Origin of the sequence: Leptolyngbya sp. Heron Island J, assembly GCF_000482245.1 — a bacterium.
Lineage (GTDB): Bacteria > Cyanobacteriota > Cyanobacteriia > Phormidesmidales > Phormidesmidaceae > Leptothoe.
Genome location: NZ_AWNH01000098.1, coordinates 23,841 through 40,888 on the forward strand (window position 1 = coordinate 23,841; position 17,048 = coordinate 40,888).

Consider the following 17,048-nt stretch of genomic DNA (forward strand, 5'->3'; position numbering starts at 1 on the left):
TATGTCAAACGTATCTAATATGGTGAGTTCTCTCTATTCTGTTCCCATGGGTTCAACCGCTTCCATCTCTTCTGCAGACTCTTTCTCTTCGGAATTCTCTGCTGCGATTTCCTCGATCATTTCTTCAGTGGCCGTTTCTTCACTGGCTGCCAGGCCTAAGAGAGCATTGATCTGAAACTGTTGCGCACTGCTAGATGTGCTTAAGCTTAAGCTGCGAACTGTGCCAAAATAGCTACGCAGACTAACAGCCCAGGGGTCGGTCGTTTGATTAAAGCCAAAGAGATTGTAGAAAAATGACAGGGTGGAACTGGCATTGACATATACGTAGCCGTTGTTAGGTGTGGGGAAGCTATCCGTTGCATTACGAAAGGTGCTATGACTACTGAGGGAATTGAATCCTGCAGGCACGACCAAACGCTCCATCGCCCCACTACCGCTGGTGAATGCCAGCGTATCGTCCGTGAGCCAGGTGTGCGCCAGTACGCTATCCATCAGCCCGTCGCCATTCACGTCGTACTGCCAGTTGACCACCGCATGATCTGCGATCGCAGCTGGCAAGGCTACCTCTTCACCAACAACATTATCTAACGCAGTCAGCGCAGTTTCAGCCGCCGCACGGTTGCTGGTTTCCAGTAATACGCCAGCTTCTAAGCCCACACCAGGAAAAAACGAATTTAATAATCCAGAACGACTAGGAAACAAAAATAGACTGTACTCCCCATCCATCCAGCCCAAAATCTCGGCATCCAGATCTAAGCCAGTTGCCAGGGCGACAATAGACCGAGCCGTTTCAATCAACCCGCCAGTCACCTCATTGATGGAAAATGCTGACGACACATCGTCCCAGAAACCGCTGATATCATAGCCACTCCCCATAAAATAAGTCGCTGCCGGTATTAGCCCCAGAATCGAGTGATCGGCATTCGGTGACGGCGGTAGATCCGGCAGTGCGCCCTCAGTGTAAAGATGCGCTTCGAATTGCATGCCCTGGGCTTCGGGGTAAATTAGTGCATCAAAGGTGACATTACTAAATAAGTTAGCCACAGCAGCCCGTTCGCTCAGACTGGGCCGCGGAATCGGCGGTAGTCCAAACCCCTGAAATGGATTGCTAAATTCGAAGCTGAGCAGCTGACCCAGATTGCCATATACGGTAGCCAGACTATTTTGGGCCTGGGGATGGTTTTGAGTTTTCTCAAAACTAGGGTTATTCGTCAGCGTTGGCCCTCCTTGGGTCTGGTACTCAATCCACTGTCGAAGACTGTCTATATCATCTGCAGCCACAATGTAATTCCCTAGATGGGCAATGGCATAACCGGGGATGGTATAGCCATCTGCAGAGTAGTCCGGGTCGGGGAAATAGATGTAGGGAGGTTCGAATTGGTGGTAAGCGCTGGGGCTAGGAGAAACAGGGGAGAGTTCGACAGGTTCTGGCTCAGGAAATTCTTTTAGTTCAGAATCTTCAGGAAACTCTTCCCACGAATAGTCTTCATAGGGAACAAACTCAGAGGGCCAAAGCCAGATGGGGAATGTTCTGTAGGAGTGCTGTTCGGGTAAGGCACCTCTCACTTCTGCCAGGGTAGGGATAAAGTCAAAAAAGGCGGCGGCATCCTTGATGGGCAAAACGGTGACGAGCCGCTCAACAGGATTGATGGTGCGAATACTGGGGATGGGGAGGAGCGCGATCGCAACTCCATCCCCGACCCATGGCTGCACATCCTCGCCATAGTTCATCCCTAATGGCAGCAGCGGTAATGCCTGGGGACTAGGATCAACACCAAAGGACTCACTCAGCTGACTAAACAAAGCATATTGTTTGAGCGCAGACCAGGCATCCTCACGGGTATTGATAATTATTGCCGCCGGGGTATCTATCGGCAAAATATTAGAAATAATCGGTGGCGGTGGAGCCGACTCAGGCAGCAATTCTTCTAGAGTGGCCTCTAATTCTGTCACATCAACCGTAGGTTCGGAGAATTCGTCCACTGGCTGCTCAGCCTCAGGGCTCTCAGGCAACTCCTCCTCTGATTCCAGTGGCTCTGACGATGGCGCAGACTCCTCAACCGGCTCTGAATTTGCTAACGATGGCTCTTGGGCAGCCAGAGGTGTGGCCAAAAAAGCGAATGCAAGCGCTGCCGTTCCCCATCGATTAATCACAAAAAAACTCCTGACTAATTAACAACTAAAATAGGTGACTCAACTTAACCTTGAACCTTGTCTAAGCGAGCACGGTTCGGTCACAGGTTCGGATTGCCATCCCTGTCCCGTTTTTGCTTTTCTCAGTACTATAAGCATAATGGCGAAATCAAAGGGTTGAGATAGTATGAATCAGTTTAAAACTCTTGCGTTGCTAAGCGTTCTCAGTGCTCTGCTGATCAGCATCAGTTACTACACGATTGGTGGTACTGGTGGGGTTTTCTTTGGCATCCTAATTGCGGCCATGACCAATCTAGGGTCCTGGTTTTATTCCGATAAGATTGCCCTGGCTGCCCACGGAGCCCAGCCCGTCAGCCGAGAAGCAGCCCCTGAGCTACATGCCATGGTGGAAAAGCTAGCAGAAAAGGCTGACATCCCTGTCCCTGGAGTCTATCTGTTACCTACCCAGTCCGCCAATGCTTTTGCCACTGGTCGCGATCCTGAGCATGCCGCTGTAGCCGTTACCCAGGGCATTATGCAAATGCTGCCCGCCGATGAGCTAGAAGGGGTGATTGCCCACGAACTTAGCCATATCATGAACCGCGATACCCTGACCCAGGCGGTTGCAGCAACCATTGCCGGTGCGATCGCATTTCTAGCCCAGATCCTGCAATACTCCATGTGGTTTGGCGGCATGGGTGGCTCCCGCGATGACAACGGTCCAAATCCCATTGCCCTAATAGCCACATTGTTCTTAGCACCGATGGCAGCCACCGTGATCCAGTTAGGGATCAGCCGTACCCGCGAGTTTGCTGCCGATGCGGGAGCCGCTCAACTCACTGGCAACCCGCGTGCCCTCGCCAGCGCCCTCAAGCGTCTTGAAGCCAGTGCTAGACAAATGCCCATGACCGGCAATCCCGCCTATGAGCCTTTAATGATCATGCACGCTGTACCCAAGCAAATGTTTAGCGGCTTATTTTCCACACATCCATCAACAGACCAACGGGTAGAGCGACTGCTGGAACTCGAAAAAGAACCAGTAGGGGCTTAACGCCATCCATGCTCTCCTCTTCAGAGGATGAATGAGAGACAACCAAATAATCTTGTCAGACCACTTCTGTTGCTAACAGGAGTGGTCTGAAGGCTTTTACGGCCAGGCTGACAAGAGAACAGTATCTTCAAGGGGCGAGCAGGTCTGCTTTGAGACAGGCAAGACCATGAGTTAAACAACTGTTATAGCTGCAGTGCTACTTCTGTCCTAAGCCCACAACCCTGATATCATAAAGCACCTACGCAGAAGGACTTGCCTGTGATACCACAACAACCTCGCAACACGTCGCCACAGCCTTTACGTTTCCTGTGGTTAACATTTGACTTTGCCAGTTGCTTACCCACACCAACAGACAACATCACGCCACAGCTTTTTCTGACCCTGATGGCTCATCCAGCCATTAACCAAATCAAACGATTTACCACCCAAGCAGAGCAACTTGGCCCAGATGACATCGCCCAATGGGAACCCGGCATCTTCACATTACAGGTTTATCGTTCCAGCCTGCTCGATGTCTTAACCCAGGTTGCCTCACACTTAACCCCACATTTAGTCCCAAAGGATCAAACTGCCGAGCAAGTCACCATGACAATCTATACCCAGCTGGGCGAACGCCACTACCCCACCACCACCAGTCTCAGCCTCAATGGTCTGACCAGAGCAGCTCAAGACATTGAGACCATGGTCTGCCAGCACGAAAACCCCTAGGTTACTACTCACAAGCAACAACCTAGGGGTCAAAGTCGTATAAAAGTTTAATAGACCGCTACGCTGGCATTAGCTGCAAAACAAGCGCACGACGATCAAAAGACTGGATTTTACCAGCTTCTTTAAGATCCTTAACAATCCGTTCTAGCAACTCCAGGGCTCGGTCGCGATGCTGGTGTTCTCGTCCTCGCAAGCGCACTCGAAACTTAACAGAATCTCCCTTGCCCAACCACTGAATCGCCTGGTTAATACGCAGTTGATAATCAGACTCACCAACATTGGGGCGAAACTTCACCTCCTTAACTGTGGTGCGTGCGCTCTGTTTCTGGCGTTTCTTTTGCTGATACTGGAACTTACCATAGTCCAATATCTTGGCCACGGGGGCCTGCTTACTTTCAGAGACTAGAACCAAATCTAGCTCTACCTCTTCAGCCAACTTGAGCGCATCCCTAGTGTCAGTCAGACCACGATTATTATTTTCGTGATCAATCAGTAATACTTGTGGAGCTTTAATCTGACGGTTTATCCGATGTTTCTGTACGATAGGTCTTTCCCTCTTTACTTAGAACTCGACAGGACTAAATGGACAAGGTCGTTGTCAATGCATTAGATAGTAATTAAGCTAGACTCGATACGAGCAGCCATAGGCTATCTGCGCTTGAACAACTTAACGAATTTCCTAATCGTAGCTTACCGTTTCAATAATGCAACGGATCTACAGTAATGATTGTGATTCTGTAAAGAATAATCAATCTACCTTATATGGCTGTTCGACAGACACACTGGTATGCTTCCAGTCTACGCATCAGTTTCAGCAGTGTGTAGTTGATCAATAAAGCTTATCACTTCAGGTTCAGTGGCGGCCGCCTGCGCCCAAGCTTGGATAGATGGCAACGCTTGAACTGCGTTTACAAATGTTTGAGCTGCAGGTAGCAGATGAATTTGATAGGTAACGAACCTGAGAGCAACGGGCGCATAGGCAACATCAGCAAGGGAGAAATCGCCAAATAGCCAGGGACCACCATAGGTTTCATAGGCTTGGGTCCACATTTGCTCAACTCGGTTAATTTCCTGCTGCGTTGCGGGTTCTAAGGTGGTGCGCTCTACGGGAATACGAGCCCGAATATTCTGAGGTAGCTGCTCACGAATGCCCAAAAAACCACTATGCATCTCAGCTGCAATTGAACGAGCTGTTGCCTGAGCCTTGAGGTCGGCAGGCCAGCCAATGGCACTGGGGTGTTGCGATCGCACATAGCCATAGATAGCACTCGTATCCCAAACCGCAATATCCCCATCCATCAGCACCGGCACCCGCTTAGCCGGACTATATTGACTAATCTGCTGCCAAGCATCCGTAAACAACGGCAACCGAATTTCCTCAAACGGCAGATCGCTTGCAGTCAAAAACAGCCACGCCCGCAAAGACCATGAAGAGTAGTTCTTGTTACCAATAATTAACCGAAACCCCATAGCTAATCCCCAAAGTGCAAAGATGCTACCATCCGTAAGCAAATTACCAACTTACCCTTAACTATGGCGCTCCAGGTTTACGGCATTCCCAACTGCGGCACCTGCAAAAAAGCTCTGAAATGGCTAGACGATAGCGGTATTGATTATGAATTTATCAACACTAAGGAGCAGCCCCCCAATCGTGAGCAAATTACCGACTGGGTCAACACATTAACAGCTCGACCGATGCGTAATACATCTGGCATGTCGTATCGAGCCTTAGGAGAAGAAAAGAAAACCTGGAGCGATGAACAATGGATAGATGCTTTTGCAGAAGACGCCATGCTGCTAAAACGGCCTCTATTTGTCAAAAACGATCAGGCTGTATTGGTAGGCTTTCGAGCAAAAGAAGCTGAGTTACAAGCAAAGCTGGTGATGGAGTAACCCCATGGGCGAAGCTAAACGCAGAAAAGAACAAGATCCCAACTATGGGAAAGTCGCTCAAAAGCGACCTAAGGCCAAGCGCTTTAAGTTTGATCCCAAACGCATTACTCCAACAGAAATGATCATTTGGGCCTTACTTTTTGGCGGGACAGCTGCAGTGTTCTTGGGAACGTACTTTTGGCAGTAATACCAAGAAGTGCCACATCTCTATGATGAATGTGGCACTTGCTATCAATCTTTAATTAGACAGGATGAGGCAGGTTCTAGCGCTTTGGTCGTTCCTCCCGAGGACGTGCTTTATTGACCCGAATCTCACGACCGAGCCACTCAGCCCCATCCAGGGCTTCAATAGCAGCATCTTCTTCAGCATCTGCAGACATCTCTACAAATGCAAACCCGCGAGGACGACCGGTTTCGCGATCCATAGGAACAGTTACTCGCTTAACGGTACCGTAATCAGCGAATACTTCCTGAATATCTTCCTGCGAAACCGTGTAGGCGATATTCCCTACATAAATGGACATGGACCTTCTCCAAACAATTAAGACGAAAAATTGACGAGAGTAACACTTAGACAGCTGGCACCCAGATAGGTCTAGACAAACTGACTAGCAGCAATTGACTGCTCATCCAGGGCCACCTTAACACAGAAATTCGGGCCAGAATCGTTGTCTAGACGACTTGTGAGGAAGGCTTGATATAAATACTTTCGTATTCCAGCCCTCAGGTTTCTATAGGAACAATTACGAGGTCTATCTTGGATGTGTCCCAGGCAATCTACGTGAGAATAACGCCCAAATCTCCACAGGGATCGTCCTGTTTTAGGTCAAGCATTAAAATTGCCTGATTTAGCTCGCTTTCACTCCAGTGGGGGTGCGAAGTTTGTAAGGTGCGACGGCTGAGCTTTTTCAGTGGCTTCTGTAGCCATACGTCTTGAGTATTTGTAGTTTTCAGGGTTTTATTGAGCATCATAAACCACCTATCACAGGGGGTTGGGTTAATTTTATCCTAGCGATTACTTCAAGCAACTTTGGTTAGTTACCGTACGGTTTACCGAAACTTTTTGAGGGTATCCCAGGTTAGAAGCTATATTATGCGCTCAACATATCGATGCCCCTGGCTTTGAATCATCTCCTGCCGATGACGTGGGATTCACAAAGCCCTATGGCCCCGAGGGAGCTTCACCTCCCTTGGGGCCATAGAAAAAGACCCAGGTAGCAAAATCTTCTGAAAAGTTCTCAAAGCGGTATTCTACACCTGCTGGCACAAATAAAACCTCTCCTGGCTCAAATCGCTGTCTGCAGGTGCCATTGATAAATTCACCTGTACCTGAGACTACAACATAGATCTCATCGCGGCTGTGGGGTTGCTGTTTGTCTACCAGCCGGGGCTGATAGAACTCAACCGTAAGAGAACCGTGGCGTAGTAACTCAATAAATGGAGATTCCTGCTGTGCCCAAGACTCTTTTGCATGGGCAACTGTTAGCCGTATGTCTATGCTCTGCTGCATCTCTATAGATACCTAAAGGTCATATGATCATTTTCACCTCTACTATCGGCTGATAAGTAAATAAATATGATGGACATAGACTTTATTCAAGCGGGTGACAGCTGGCAGAACTGGCTGTTTACCATTACTTATCTCAGTTTTTTGCTATTTGTAGTGTGGCGAGTGATTGTGTCATCATCCAAACCATCAAAATAGTCAGGATGCATCAGCTATGGTGGAGTATTCGACTGAGATGGCCAAGGTGCCAGCACGGGTTGCTTGGCTGCAAGAGGCTACCTGTCTCAGGGTGTTGCCGGAGGAAGTGCTGGTTGCGATCGCAACCCACCTCACCCCAGTCTCATTCCAGGCCAATCGCCGCTTGATCTTAGAAGACACCCATCCGCAAGCACTATACATCCTCAAAACAGGCCAGCTAGAGCGCTACCGCACCCAGCGCACCTCCATGGCCCAGACCGTAGAACTGTTGCCGGGGGTGATCCTACACCTGCAGGAAATTCTGCTAGACCAGCCGACTGATTACACCATTATTACCCTCAACGATTGCGAACTATGGCAGCTATCTGCCGAGCGGCTTAAACAGATTGCCGACGAACACCCCAGCCTCAACCAGCAACTCTCCGAACTACTCGCCGAAGAAGTCGAGCAGCTGTCTGCCCAACTGCTATATGAACAAGAACGCCAGCAAGAACTACGTCCTTACCTGGTCCCCAGGGTCAGTCGGGGTGTAGTCGGTGCCAGCCGCTATGCCCAACGTCTGCGCCAGGCCGTACGGACAGCCGCCAGTGTCATGCCCGATGAACACGGACAGCGTGATCCAGTGCTGATCTTTGGTGAACCGGGGTTAGAAAAAGACAACCTTGCCGCCCTCATTCATTTTGGCTCTGACTATAAACAAGAGCCCATGATCAAGGTGAATTGCAAAACCTTGCGGGCGGTTGACTTGTTTGGACGCGGCGAGAGTCGACCAGGACTGCTTGATTGGCTTGACCAGGGCACCCTGCTGCTCAACAACATTCAAGACCTGGACCCCGAGCTGCGCCCCGCAATTTTGCGACTAATCAAAACAGGACAGTATCAACCCACGAGCCAGGCTGGCAGTGCACCACCAACCGTCAAGGACAGTACGGCCTGGATCATGATGATCTCAGAAAAAAGCCTGACGCCCTTTGCCAATCTGGCCAAACAAACCATCAAAACTCCCCCCCTACGTGTCCGCAAAGCCGACATCGCAGCCCAGGTCAACTATTACATTCAGCTGTACTGTCGCAAAGGTGGGATCAAGAAGCCCACTTTAACCCCTGAGGCCCTGCGCCGCTTACAAAGCTATGATTTTCCAGGCAACCTGCGGGAACTAGACAGCCTGGTACAGCGGGCAATTGAGCAGTCAGATGGCAACCCTCGCCTGAATGAGGAAATCTTTTGGTCAGCCAGTGAACAACAAAGTCGATTTCGCATCAATCTACTCAATGCCTATCCACAGCTACGACAATTTTTGCGCAGCCCCTGGTGGCCCGATCGGATCAACTTTGGCTTTACCAGCTGGTTCTATGCGCTAGTTGTCGCTTTATTATTTCTAGGTCCTCAAACCCGTGATACCAATATCGCCCTTAATTTCTTTTGGGCCTGGTGGTGGCCGTTAATTTTGGTATTGTTTCCATTTGTAGGTCGGCTATGGTGCGCCGTTTGCCCCTTTATGATTTATGGAGAGATCACTCAAAAGCTATCTCTCTGGATTTGGCCTCGACGGCTAGGAGAATGGCCCAGGCAGTGGGCTGAACGCTGGGGCGGCTGGATTTTATATGCCGGGTTTGCCGCTATTTTAATTTGGGAAGAGCTGTGGAACTTGGAAAATACAGCTTATCTCTCAGCCTGGTTACTATTAATTATTACAGCTGGGGCAATGGTCTGCTCCGCCCTATTTGAGCGGCGGTTTTGGTGTCGCTACCTGTGCCCCATTGGTGGCATGAATGGACTATTTGCCAAACTCTCCATGACAGAATTACGGGGACAAACAGGGATTTGTTCAGCTACCTGTAGTACCTATCAGTGTTATAAAGGTGGACCGGCGAAAGGGGAAGGACAGGAGACTGGCGGCTGTCCGGTATATTCCCACCCGGCACAGCTGGTGGATAATCGCAACTGTGTGTTGTGCATGACGTGTTTAAAGGCGTGTCCCCATCGGTCGGTGGAGTTTAATTTACGACCGCCCGGCATTGAGCTATGGACCACCCATACACCAACGCATCATGAAGTGGCGCTGTTGCTATTGTTATGGGGCGCGGTGTTTGTGCATCGGCTGCCAGAGGTAACAGCACAGCTGGGAATTTCAGCCATGGTTGAGGGGTTTGGAGGACATGCGATCGCAACCATTTTGTTACTGTTTGCGCCATGGCCTCTAGCCTGGGCAACCCACAAACTCACCCAGCTAATTCGACCTCGGCTTGCAGCCCGTCCATTTATCCAAGTCGCCTATGGCTGGCTACCCATCGTCCTCTTTAGTAGTCTGGCCCATTACTTACGCCTCGGTCTTACCGAAGCAGGTCGCATTATCCCTATAACGTTTGCCAGTTTTGGCGTTGCCACTACAGGGCCTATAGTCGTTGCGCACCCGGCAGTGATTGCATTTCTGCAAGGCGTTAGCCTAATCTTAGGGGCCTGCTTCAGTGTGTTGCTAACCCAGCGTATTGCTCAACAGCCGTGGCTGAAGCTAGCGCCCCTACATCTTCTCACTCTGGGTATGACAGCTATTTTATACAGAATCATCGTTTAAAGCGCTTCAACCCACAGCCAAATCTGGTAATCATCATGACTAAGCTACTAGGATAGAAGAGAGCATCTGACATTTGACCAGCAGTAGTTAGCAAGTCGTTCATGACATTTCCAACACCATTACTAGACACAAGGCTAGCAAGGGAAAAAGAAAAGAATGAAGCAGATCGGCAGAGATTATTGTCGTCAGCGTTAGAATGGCTGCAAACCCATGGAGCTACCTACGGTATTACCCACGGGTATATTTTTGGATCTGTGGTTGAACCAGGACGCTTTACTCAGACGTCGGATATTGACATAGCGGTGGATACCTGGAAGACGGGTGATATTTGTGGCTTGATGGGCTATCTATCGTTACATCTAAACCGTGATGTAGATGTAGTACCCTTAGACCAGTGTCATTTTGCTGATAAGATTCGCCGCATCGGAATGCCATGGAGCGTGAACGACTCGCTGGACTCACCGCAGAAATTAACGGACAGTGGCGACTGATCGAGAGAGTCAGCAATCGGTTGCAGGCACGTGTTGATGAAGGGCTTGATACGCCAGGACAGCTGGATAGCATAGCTTATCAGATTCACAACTTGTACTGCTCTATCGAAGATTTACTAAAGCTCATCGCGAATGCCTTTGAGAATCGGATCGGCACCAGTAGTGAATGGCATCGGGTTCTGCTATTACGGCTAAGCCAACCTGTAGAGGGCATCAGGCCAGCTTTTTTATCTGAGGAAGCGTTTGACGCGCTGAATAAGCTGAGAAGCTTTCGCCATATGTTTCGCCATGCCTATGGCACTGAAATCGAGCTGAGTCAGCTGCAGCCGAATATTGATACAGCATTACAGGCCAGTCGTTCTGTAAAACAAGATATCGGTCAGTTTCTAGAGAAGCTGACAAAACTGGCAGAGTAGCATAAATCTAAATTCGCTCACCTAGTTCAAAAGGGACTATTCTGTAGGGGCAGGTCTTGTGCCTGCACTGGGATAACGATTGCTATGGATCAGGATCTCGTACTGGTCAATGTCTGTTTATGAAGCTTGTTGTTTATCTTGGGAATCATCCGAAATCTCGGTTATCTGCGGTGGATATCGAAGGGCAATCACAAGGGTGTGCCCCTATGGAGATGGCCATGGTTAATCAAGGTTAAGGAATTCGGATTTAACCATCTCTTGCAAGATTAAGTCACCCCAAAAATCGTAAAAAAATCGAGGCGCTTCGCGCCAAAGACGAGAGAAAAGAATTTGGCAAAAAGCGTAAAAGGGTAAGAGAGAAAAGGGCTATTGAAGAATCCTGGGGGGAGCACTCACAACTCGAAAAGCGACCTCGTCGTAGTGGTAGTCGGGCAGAAAGAAGATGTAGCGACGGGCAGAGCGACAAGACTCTGGATCGATGAGCCAGGAGCCGCCGCGTATTACACGAGAAGATGACTCATCATCAGACAACCATGGAGAACCATCAGAAGGATAATCATAATAATTGCTATGCCCATGATCAGCACACCATTCCCAAACATTTCCGTGCATGTCGTATAGGTCCCAGGCATTAGACGAGAAACTACCCACCGCCGTTGTCTTTTCCCTGTAAGTGCCTCGCTTCTCTTCCTTACGCCCCAACCCCATTAAACCTTCACTAACAACAACAGTTTTTCGAAAATCACAATTTACTTGTTCCCCCGTGATCGTATCTCCAAAGGAATAGGGAGTATCCGTCCCAGCCCGACAGGCATATTCCCACTCTGCCTCACTGGGCAAACGATAGGCACGTCCTGTTGCCTGGGACAACCGCTGACAAAACTCTACCGCTTCATACCAGCTGACTTGCTCCACTGGCAAAGTAGCCCCTTTAAAGTGCGATGGGAACGGCTCTAATTCGCATTCTACTTTTGGTAAAGCTGCTACCTCAGTCCATTGAGCCTGGGTAACTGGATACTTACCTAACCAAAATTCAGACACTGCCACCAAATGTTGAGGGCGTTCACTGCTATCACCTTGTGAGTCACTGTCAGGAGATCCCATCCAAAACTGCCCTGCCTGGATTTTGACCATTTCTAACTCAACACCATTGCTCAGACGCTCTGTAAAATCATCTGTAGATGCCTGCTCCTTTACCACTGGTGGATCAAGTACCGTAGGTACATCAATAGGCACAGGTTTTTGAACAGCATCTTGTTTTGCGGGAGCAGGCTTTTGTTCCAAATCACCCTGTTGCTGACGACCTGCAATCACCCTAAGCATTCCTTGAACCACATCGAGCAATGCCTCATCCCAGTCATCCCATCTCGTGACGGGTTTGGCATCCTTGGGCAATGCCTGCAGCTTACTAAAGGCAGACCCTTGCCAGTAACAGGGCTTCATAATCACAGGAATCACCCTAGCAGTACCAGCATTATGACGAGCCATGGCCCGCTGCATTTCCTTATCAAAGCAATAGTCAGATGCAATAAACCTGGGTGTAATCAGTAGCAGAATTATTTCCGCCGATTCTAATCGTGTCTTAATTTCCTGTTCCCACTCCGCCCCAGCTTCAATCGCCCGATCTTGCCAAGGTTTGATCTGCCCCTGACGAATCAAAGGAGCTAAATGCACGTACAGCTCATCTTTCAAATCCTCATCCTTATGGGAGTAAGAAATGAAAACATCAACGGGTTTACCCATGCTGGAAACTGCTATAAATATGGCTTTAATAGCTCAATTATAGAGGCGTCTTGAGCATGTCCTGCCATCCTTACAGAACCATATGCAGTACAAGCCTTAATCGCTACCTGAGCTACCATAGACAGTCAAAGACCTGCATGAGTTTGTTTATAGCACCGATAGATAAAATGTTATGTCGATCAGCACTGGAACAATTAAGCAAGATCTTGACGAACTCACGACCGATCAGCTGCAACAAGGCATAGATTTCATTGCATTCTTAAAGTTTCAGTCAAAACGTCGTCGCCTTTTACTGAATCCTGAGCAATTAGCTCCATTAGCGACAGAATTGGCTGAAGCAGGAATAAATGATTACGCTGACATGCTTCGTAGAGAAGATGAACCATAAACATGGAGATCACGACTCCATGCAATCTAATTTTCTGGCTGCTTGGATAAGCGCCCGTCTTCCATATAGATAATGCGATCAGCAATGTCTAAAATGCGGTTGTCGTGGGTGACGAGTAGAATTGTACAGCCTTGTTCCTTGGCCAGCCGATACATGATGTCCACCACGTCACGGCCTGATTTTTTATCGAGGGCCGCTGTGGGTTCATCCGCCAGCACAATTTTAGGATGACTGACTAGGGCACGTGCGATCGCAACCCTTTGCTTTTGTCCACCAGAGAGATCTGCCGGATAATAATCCACTCTCTCTTCCAGACCGACCTGTTTTAGCATGTCTGCAGCGCGACGATGACGATCTTCTTTAGTAAATGTCCCCTGCACTTCTAAGCCCATTTGCACATTCTCCAAAGCCGTGAGACTCCCATGCAGATTGTGAGCCTGAAAGATATACCCATTATTGCGTCGCGCTTTGACCAGAGCAGCTTCACTAGCCTGACATAGCTCATGGCCTACCACATTTAAACTACCAGTCTGGGCTGAGCGCAGACCGCCAATGAGAGTTAACAGCGTAGTTTTACCAGACCCAGAGGGACCAGTCATAATCACAATTTCACCCGCTGCAATTTCTAAATTGATATCAAACAGAGCCTGCTTGCGCAGCTGCCCAGACCCAAAATAATGATCTAGTTTGTGAACAGAAATAGCAGATGTAATAGTCATAATAAACAATCACATAGGTAAGAGGATTGCACAAAAATAAAGTTCCAGGTTGAGGCTGTAGATGGGTAGATGAGTGATGGGGTAACAGGGGCCGTTGATTCTCGTAGTTCACATCAGAAAATATCAGCCGGATCAGCCGCATGCAGACGACGAGTGGCAATGGCCCCCGACACATTACACATCACCAACGTCAGCAAAAACACCACAAATGTCCGGCTCACAGGCATCGCAATCGGTAAGGCTGTGGCCGCTGCTGTCAGCTGATAGGCTCCCAGGGCAATTGCCAAACTTGGCCAAAACCCTAAAAACGAGAGAATCAAGGCTTCTTCAAACACCACGCCGAGGAGATAACTGTTGCGATATCCCATCGCCTTAAATGTGGCATACTCTGCCAGGTGACTATTCACATCCGTGGACAATACCTGATAGACAATCACCACACCAACAATAAAACCCATGGCCGTTCCCAAGCCAAACACAAAGCCAATGGGAGAGTTTGCTTGAATCTCAGCTAACTCAAACTCAATATAGCCCTCATGGGTGAGCACTAGTACATCGTCAGATAACCGAGACATTAATTGTTGTCTGACCTGCTCAATGTCATACCCAGACTCGACATTCACTAATCCTAGACTGACCGCTCCCGGCTGACGTTTTGGAAAAAAGCGCAAAAAGTTTTGATCGCTGGTGATTAAGGCTCCATCATCGGAAAACGATGCCCCGACCGTAAATAGCCCGGAGATATGCGCCGTATTGACCCCAATCTCCGTACTCGCAGGCTGCCCCGCTGCTACCTGGGCAATCATCTCTTGATAATCCCCCCGTGAGGCCTGGTCAAACAACACATGGTAAGGCATCCGAGTGGCGGCAATCTTGGCATTGACTTCCGGTAAATCAAAAGCGGGACGATTGGGATTCTGCCCCACAATCATCATTGATGTCTTTTTGCGAGTCTGGGGATTTCGCCATTGCACAGAGCCGATATAGAGCGCATCAGCGGCACTCACCCCTGGCACATCTTGGGCCTGGTATAACCGTCGTCTAGGAAAGGTGCGCAGTTGACCAAAGTTCTTGGCCTGGGTGTTAATCAGAACAATATCTGCCTGTAGCGTGCGAGGATACTGGGTGTTGGTTTTATAGAGCGCGTCTGAGAAACCCAACTGCATAAAGATCAGCACGTCAGCAAAGGTGATACCTGCGATCGCAGTCAACAACCGTACCGGATCGTGTTTCAACTGCAACAATCCCAGGGCCGTTCGTTCTTGCAGCGCTTTGACAATCTTGAGAGGATGCATATTCTCTACTCCATCTGAATAGTCGTCGTTACCTGTAAATTGGTCAGCGCCGCCACCGTCTCACTATCATCCTCATCCATCTGAATATGCACCTCGACCACTTTGGCATCGATGTTTGCTGCCGGGTCTTCGTTAATCACATCCTGAGCTTTCACCTGCAGACCAATACGCTGAACTGTTCCCTGCAAAACTTCGTCCATGACGGGGGTTATTATCGCCACCGGCTGACCGATTTTCACCTTGGTAATATCGTCTTGATAGACATCGGCCACCACTAACATTTGCTGAGTTTGACCCAGGGTAGCAATACCGTCATTACCAATGGTCTCTCCTGCCAGGGTGTGAATCTCCAGGACCTGGCCATTGGCAGGAGAACGTACATAGGATTGGTCGAGATTGGCCTGGGCTTCGGCAACACTTGCGATCGCAGACTGCACCTCTGCCTCTGCTGCATCCACGTCCACCGGACGCACTTCCGCAATCCGGTCGAGGGTAGCCCTGGCTTGGGTAATCTGCTCTTGCCCCGTTGACTCAATCCGACTGAGGGCCGCTTGGGCCTCCTGGAGCTGACGCTGAGCCGTCGTATAGGTCAGCTGCTTACTATCTCGCTGGGAGGCAGACACCGCCCCTTGCTGATAAAGCGTCTCATAGCGTTGGGCCTCCAGCTGGGCATTTTGCACCTCAGCATCTAGACGGGCAACCGTTGCCCGTTGAGCACTGACATTACCCGCCTGATTTGCCTCCAGTCGGGCAATTTCTGCCTCCTGGGCCTGAATTTCCCCGGTCTGGGCACCGGCTTTTACCTGGGCTAGTTGAGCGCGGGCGATTTGCACCTGCTGTTCGGCTTTTTGGAAAGCAGCTTCCATGCGATCGTGATTATCCAAAATCGCAATGACCTGTCCCTGCTCCACCACATCCCCCTCTGCCACTAAAAGCGCTTGAATTCGACTTTCTTGAGCAGAGGTGGGAGCCGTCAGCTGAATGATTTCTCCCTCCGGCTCTAAGCGCCCCAAGGCCGTTACAGTAGTAATTTCCGGCAGGACAGCTACCGGCTCTTCTTCTGGAGCCTGGATGCCGCGCCATGCCATCACACCCATGACACCCAAAATCACAGTCCCTAGAACAACTAACCAACGGCGGTTTATAGCAACGGATTGATGACGTAACACAGTTAGATTCATAGAGTTTTTGTCACTCAGCATGGCTTTATTTTACTAAACCGTTTAGTAAAGTCAATACAATTCCACCATTTAGTAAAATTAGATGCCGTACCCGGAGCTGTTTGAGTGACCCCCACTGTCCCATCTGCCAACTCAGATCCCAAAGTTGACAAAGCCAATGCCATCTTGGCAGGGGCCTTTGAAGTATTTACCAGCCAGGGGTTTGCAGCAGCGAGTATGGCCCGCATTGCCAAAGCAGCAGGCGTATCGAAACCGACGCTCTACAGCTACTTTCAAGACAAAGAGGGGTTATTCATCGCAGTAGTGCAACAGCTGCTGCACAAAAGCAATCACATGGCATTGAGCTTGCCGGTGGTGGCTGAAATGCCCCCATCCCCTGAAGCCCCATTGCGCGCCATGGCCACCTCTTTTTTAAGTGAAGCGGCTAGCAATAAGCCATTCTTGACACTAATGCGGTTGATTATTGGCGAGTCTGAGCAGTTTCCTGAGCTGGCTCAAACATTTGTGCGGGTATTAACTAAACCTTTTTTAGAAAAGCTCACGGCCTATCTGGCGAACCATCCTCAGCTGGAGTTTGCCGACCCAGAGGTTGCAGCTCGGACATTTGCAGGTGCGATGGTGCATTACTTGATTGTGCAGGAGATGCTGGGTGGGAAAAATATGATGCCGCTGGAGTGCGATCGCATGGTCGACGGCCTCATCGACCTGATGATGGCCGGAGGTCACTACCAGGCAGAAAGCACCCAGTAG

19 protein-coding genes are annotated in these 17,048 nt (G+C 49.5%); 9 read left to right on the top strand and 10 right to left on the bottom strand.

Features of this window, described 5'->3' with window-relative positions; genetic code table 11:
• Positions 1-33: 33 nt before the first annotated feature.
• On the bottom strand, positions 34-2,154 hold the full coding sequence (locus N836_RS65240) for a DUF3352 domain-containing protein (RefSeq protein WP_023075587.1): 2,121 nt from the start codon (positions 2,152-2,154) through the stop codon (positions 34-36).
• A 166-nt stretch (positions 2,155-2,320) separates the two neighbouring features.
• On the opposite strand from N836_RS65240, the gene N836_RS65245 reads away from it, so the two are divergent.
• Entirely contained in the window at positions 2,321-3,184 is an 864-nt protein-coding gene (locus N836_RS65245; RefSeq protein ID WP_023075588.1) for a M48 family metalloprotease, read from the top strand.
• Between the two features lie 258 nt (positions 3,185-3,442).
• Positions 3,443-3,892 (top strand): hypothetical protein, encoded by a 450-nt coding sequence (locus N836_RS0139240; RefSeq protein WP_031293918.1) that lies wholly within the window; start codon positions 3,443-3,445, stop codon positions 3,890-3,892.
• A gap of 58 nt (positions 3,893-3,950) precedes the next feature.
• Here N836_RS0139240 and infC read toward each other — a convergent pair whose 3' ends face one another.
• Positions 3,951-4,436, bottom strand: coding sequence for a translation initiation factor IF-3 (infC, locus tag N836_RS65250; protein WP_081716976.1), 486 nt, complete (start codon positions 4,434-4,436; stop codon positions 3,951-3,953).
• Between the two features lie 254 nt (positions 4,437-4,690).
• A complete protein-coding gene (locus N836_RS65255) occupies positions 4,691-5,362 on the bottom strand; it encodes a glutathione S-transferase family protein (RefSeq protein WP_023075591.1) in 672 nt (223 codons plus the stop codon).
• A 63-nt stretch (positions 5,363-5,425) separates the two neighbouring features.
• Here N836_RS65255 and N836_RS65260 point away from each other — a divergent pair, with 63 nt between their 5' ends.
• Positions 5,426-5,785, top strand: a complete 360-nt coding sequence (locus tag N836_RS65260) for a Spx/MgsR family RNA polymerase-binding regulatory protein (protein WP_023075592.1) — start codon at positions 5,426-5,428, stop codon at positions 5,783-5,785.
• A 4-nt stretch (positions 5,786-5,789) separates the two neighbouring features.
• On the top strand, positions 5,790-5,972 hold the full coding sequence (locus N836_RS65265) for a hypothetical protein (protein WP_023075593.1): 183 nt from the start codon (positions 5,790-5,792) through the stop codon (positions 5,970-5,972).
• Between the two features lie 76 nt (positions 5,973-6,048).
• Here N836_RS65265 and N836_RS65270 read toward each other — a convergent pair whose 3' ends face one another.
• From N836_RS65270 to N836_RS65280, 3 genes are all read right to left on the bottom strand, one after another.
• The gene (locus N836_RS65270) at positions 6,049-6,309 is read right to left on the bottom strand and encodes an RNA recognition motif domain-containing protein (protein ID WP_006517380.1); all 261 of its coding nucleotides are present in this window, start codon (positions 6,307-6,309) and stop codon (positions 6,049-6,051) included.
• A 253-nt stretch (positions 6,310-6,562) separates the two neighbouring features.
• Positions 6,563-6,757 carry a hypothetical protein gene (locus N836_RS65275; protein ID WP_023075594.1) on the bottom strand — a complete coding sequence of 65 codons (195 nt, stop codon included), beginning with the start codon at positions 6,755-6,757 and terminating at the stop codon, positions 6,563-6,565.
• Positions 6,758-6,947: 190 nt separating this feature from the next.
• Positions 6,948-7,295, bottom strand: coding sequence for a cupin domain-containing protein (locus N836_RS65280; protein ID WP_023075595.1), 348 nt, complete (start codon positions 7,293-7,295; stop codon positions 6,948-6,950).
• 211 nt (positions 7,296-7,506) lie between these two features.
• On the opposite strand from N836_RS65280, the gene N836_RS65285 reads away from it, so the two are divergent.
• The 3 genes from N836_RS65285 (at position 7,507) to N836_RS65295 (ending at position 10,972) form a co-directional block, all read left to right on the top strand.
• The gene (locus tag N836_RS65285; protein ID WP_023075597.1) at positions 7,507-10,065 is read left to right on the top strand and encodes a cyclic nucleotide-binding domain-containing protein; all 2,559 of its coding nucleotides are present in this window, start codon (positions 7,507-7,509) and stop codon (positions 10,063-10,065) included.
• A gap of 101 nt (positions 10,066-10,166) precedes the next feature.
• The gene (locus N836_RS65290; RefSeq protein ID WP_023075599.1) at positions 10,167-10,556 is read left to right on the top strand and encodes a nucleotidyltransferase family protein; all 390 of its coding nucleotides are present in this window, start codon (positions 10,167-10,169) and stop codon (positions 10,554-10,556) included.
• Entirely contained in the window at positions 10,499-10,972 is a 474-nt protein-coding gene (locus N836_RS65295; protein ID WP_031293922.1) for a hypothetical protein, read from the top strand. The genes N836_RS65290 and N836_RS65295 overlap by 58 nt, the downstream gene beginning before the upstream one ends.
• A 366-nt stretch (positions 10,973-11,338) precedes the next feature.
• Here N836_RS65295 and N836_RS74245 read toward each other — a convergent pair whose 3' ends face one another.
• The gene (locus N836_RS74245) at positions 11,339-12,715 is read right to left on the bottom strand and encodes an SUMF1/EgtB/PvdO family nonheme iron enzyme (protein WP_023075601.1); all 1,377 of its coding nucleotides are present in this window, start codon (positions 12,713-12,715) and stop codon (positions 11,339-11,341) included.
• Between the two features lie 172 nt (positions 12,716-12,887).
• On the opposite strand from N836_RS74245, the gene N836_RS65300 reads away from it, so the two are divergent.
• On the top strand, positions 12,888-13,103 hold the full coding sequence (locus N836_RS65300) for a hypothetical protein (protein WP_023075602.1): 216 nt from the start codon (positions 12,888-12,890) through the stop codon (positions 13,101-13,103).
• A gap of 26 nt (positions 13,104-13,129) precedes the next feature.
• Here the strand turns inward: N836_RS65300 and N836_RS65305 are convergent, their stop codons facing one another.
• The 3 genes from N836_RS65305 to N836_RS65315 form a co-directional block, all read right to left on the bottom strand.
• A complete protein-coding gene (locus tag N836_RS65305) occupies positions 13,130-13,822 on the bottom strand; it encodes a DevA family ABC transporter ATP-binding protein (protein WP_023075603.1) in 693 nt (230 codons plus the stop codon).
• Between the two features lie 113 nt (positions 13,823-13,935).
• Complete coding sequence (devC, locus tag N836_RS65310; RefSeq protein ID WP_023075604.1) at positions 13,936-15,117, bottom strand: ABC transporter permease DevC; 1,182 nt, start codon at positions 15,115-15,117, stop codon at positions 13,936-13,938.
• Between the two features lie 5 nt (positions 15,118-15,122).
• Complete coding sequence (locus N836_RS65315) at positions 15,123-16,298, bottom strand: ABC exporter membrane fusion protein (RefSeq protein WP_031293924.1); 1,176 nt, start codon at positions 16,296-16,298, stop codon at positions 15,123-15,125.
• 105 nt (positions 16,299-16,403) lie between these two features.
• On the opposite strand from N836_RS65315, the gene N836_RS65320 reads away from it, so the two are divergent.
• Positions 16,404-17,048 (top strand): TetR/AcrR family transcriptional regulator, encoded by a 645-nt coding sequence (locus tag N836_RS65320; protein ID WP_023075606.1) that lies wholly within the window; start codon positions 16,404-16,406, stop codon positions 17,046-17,048.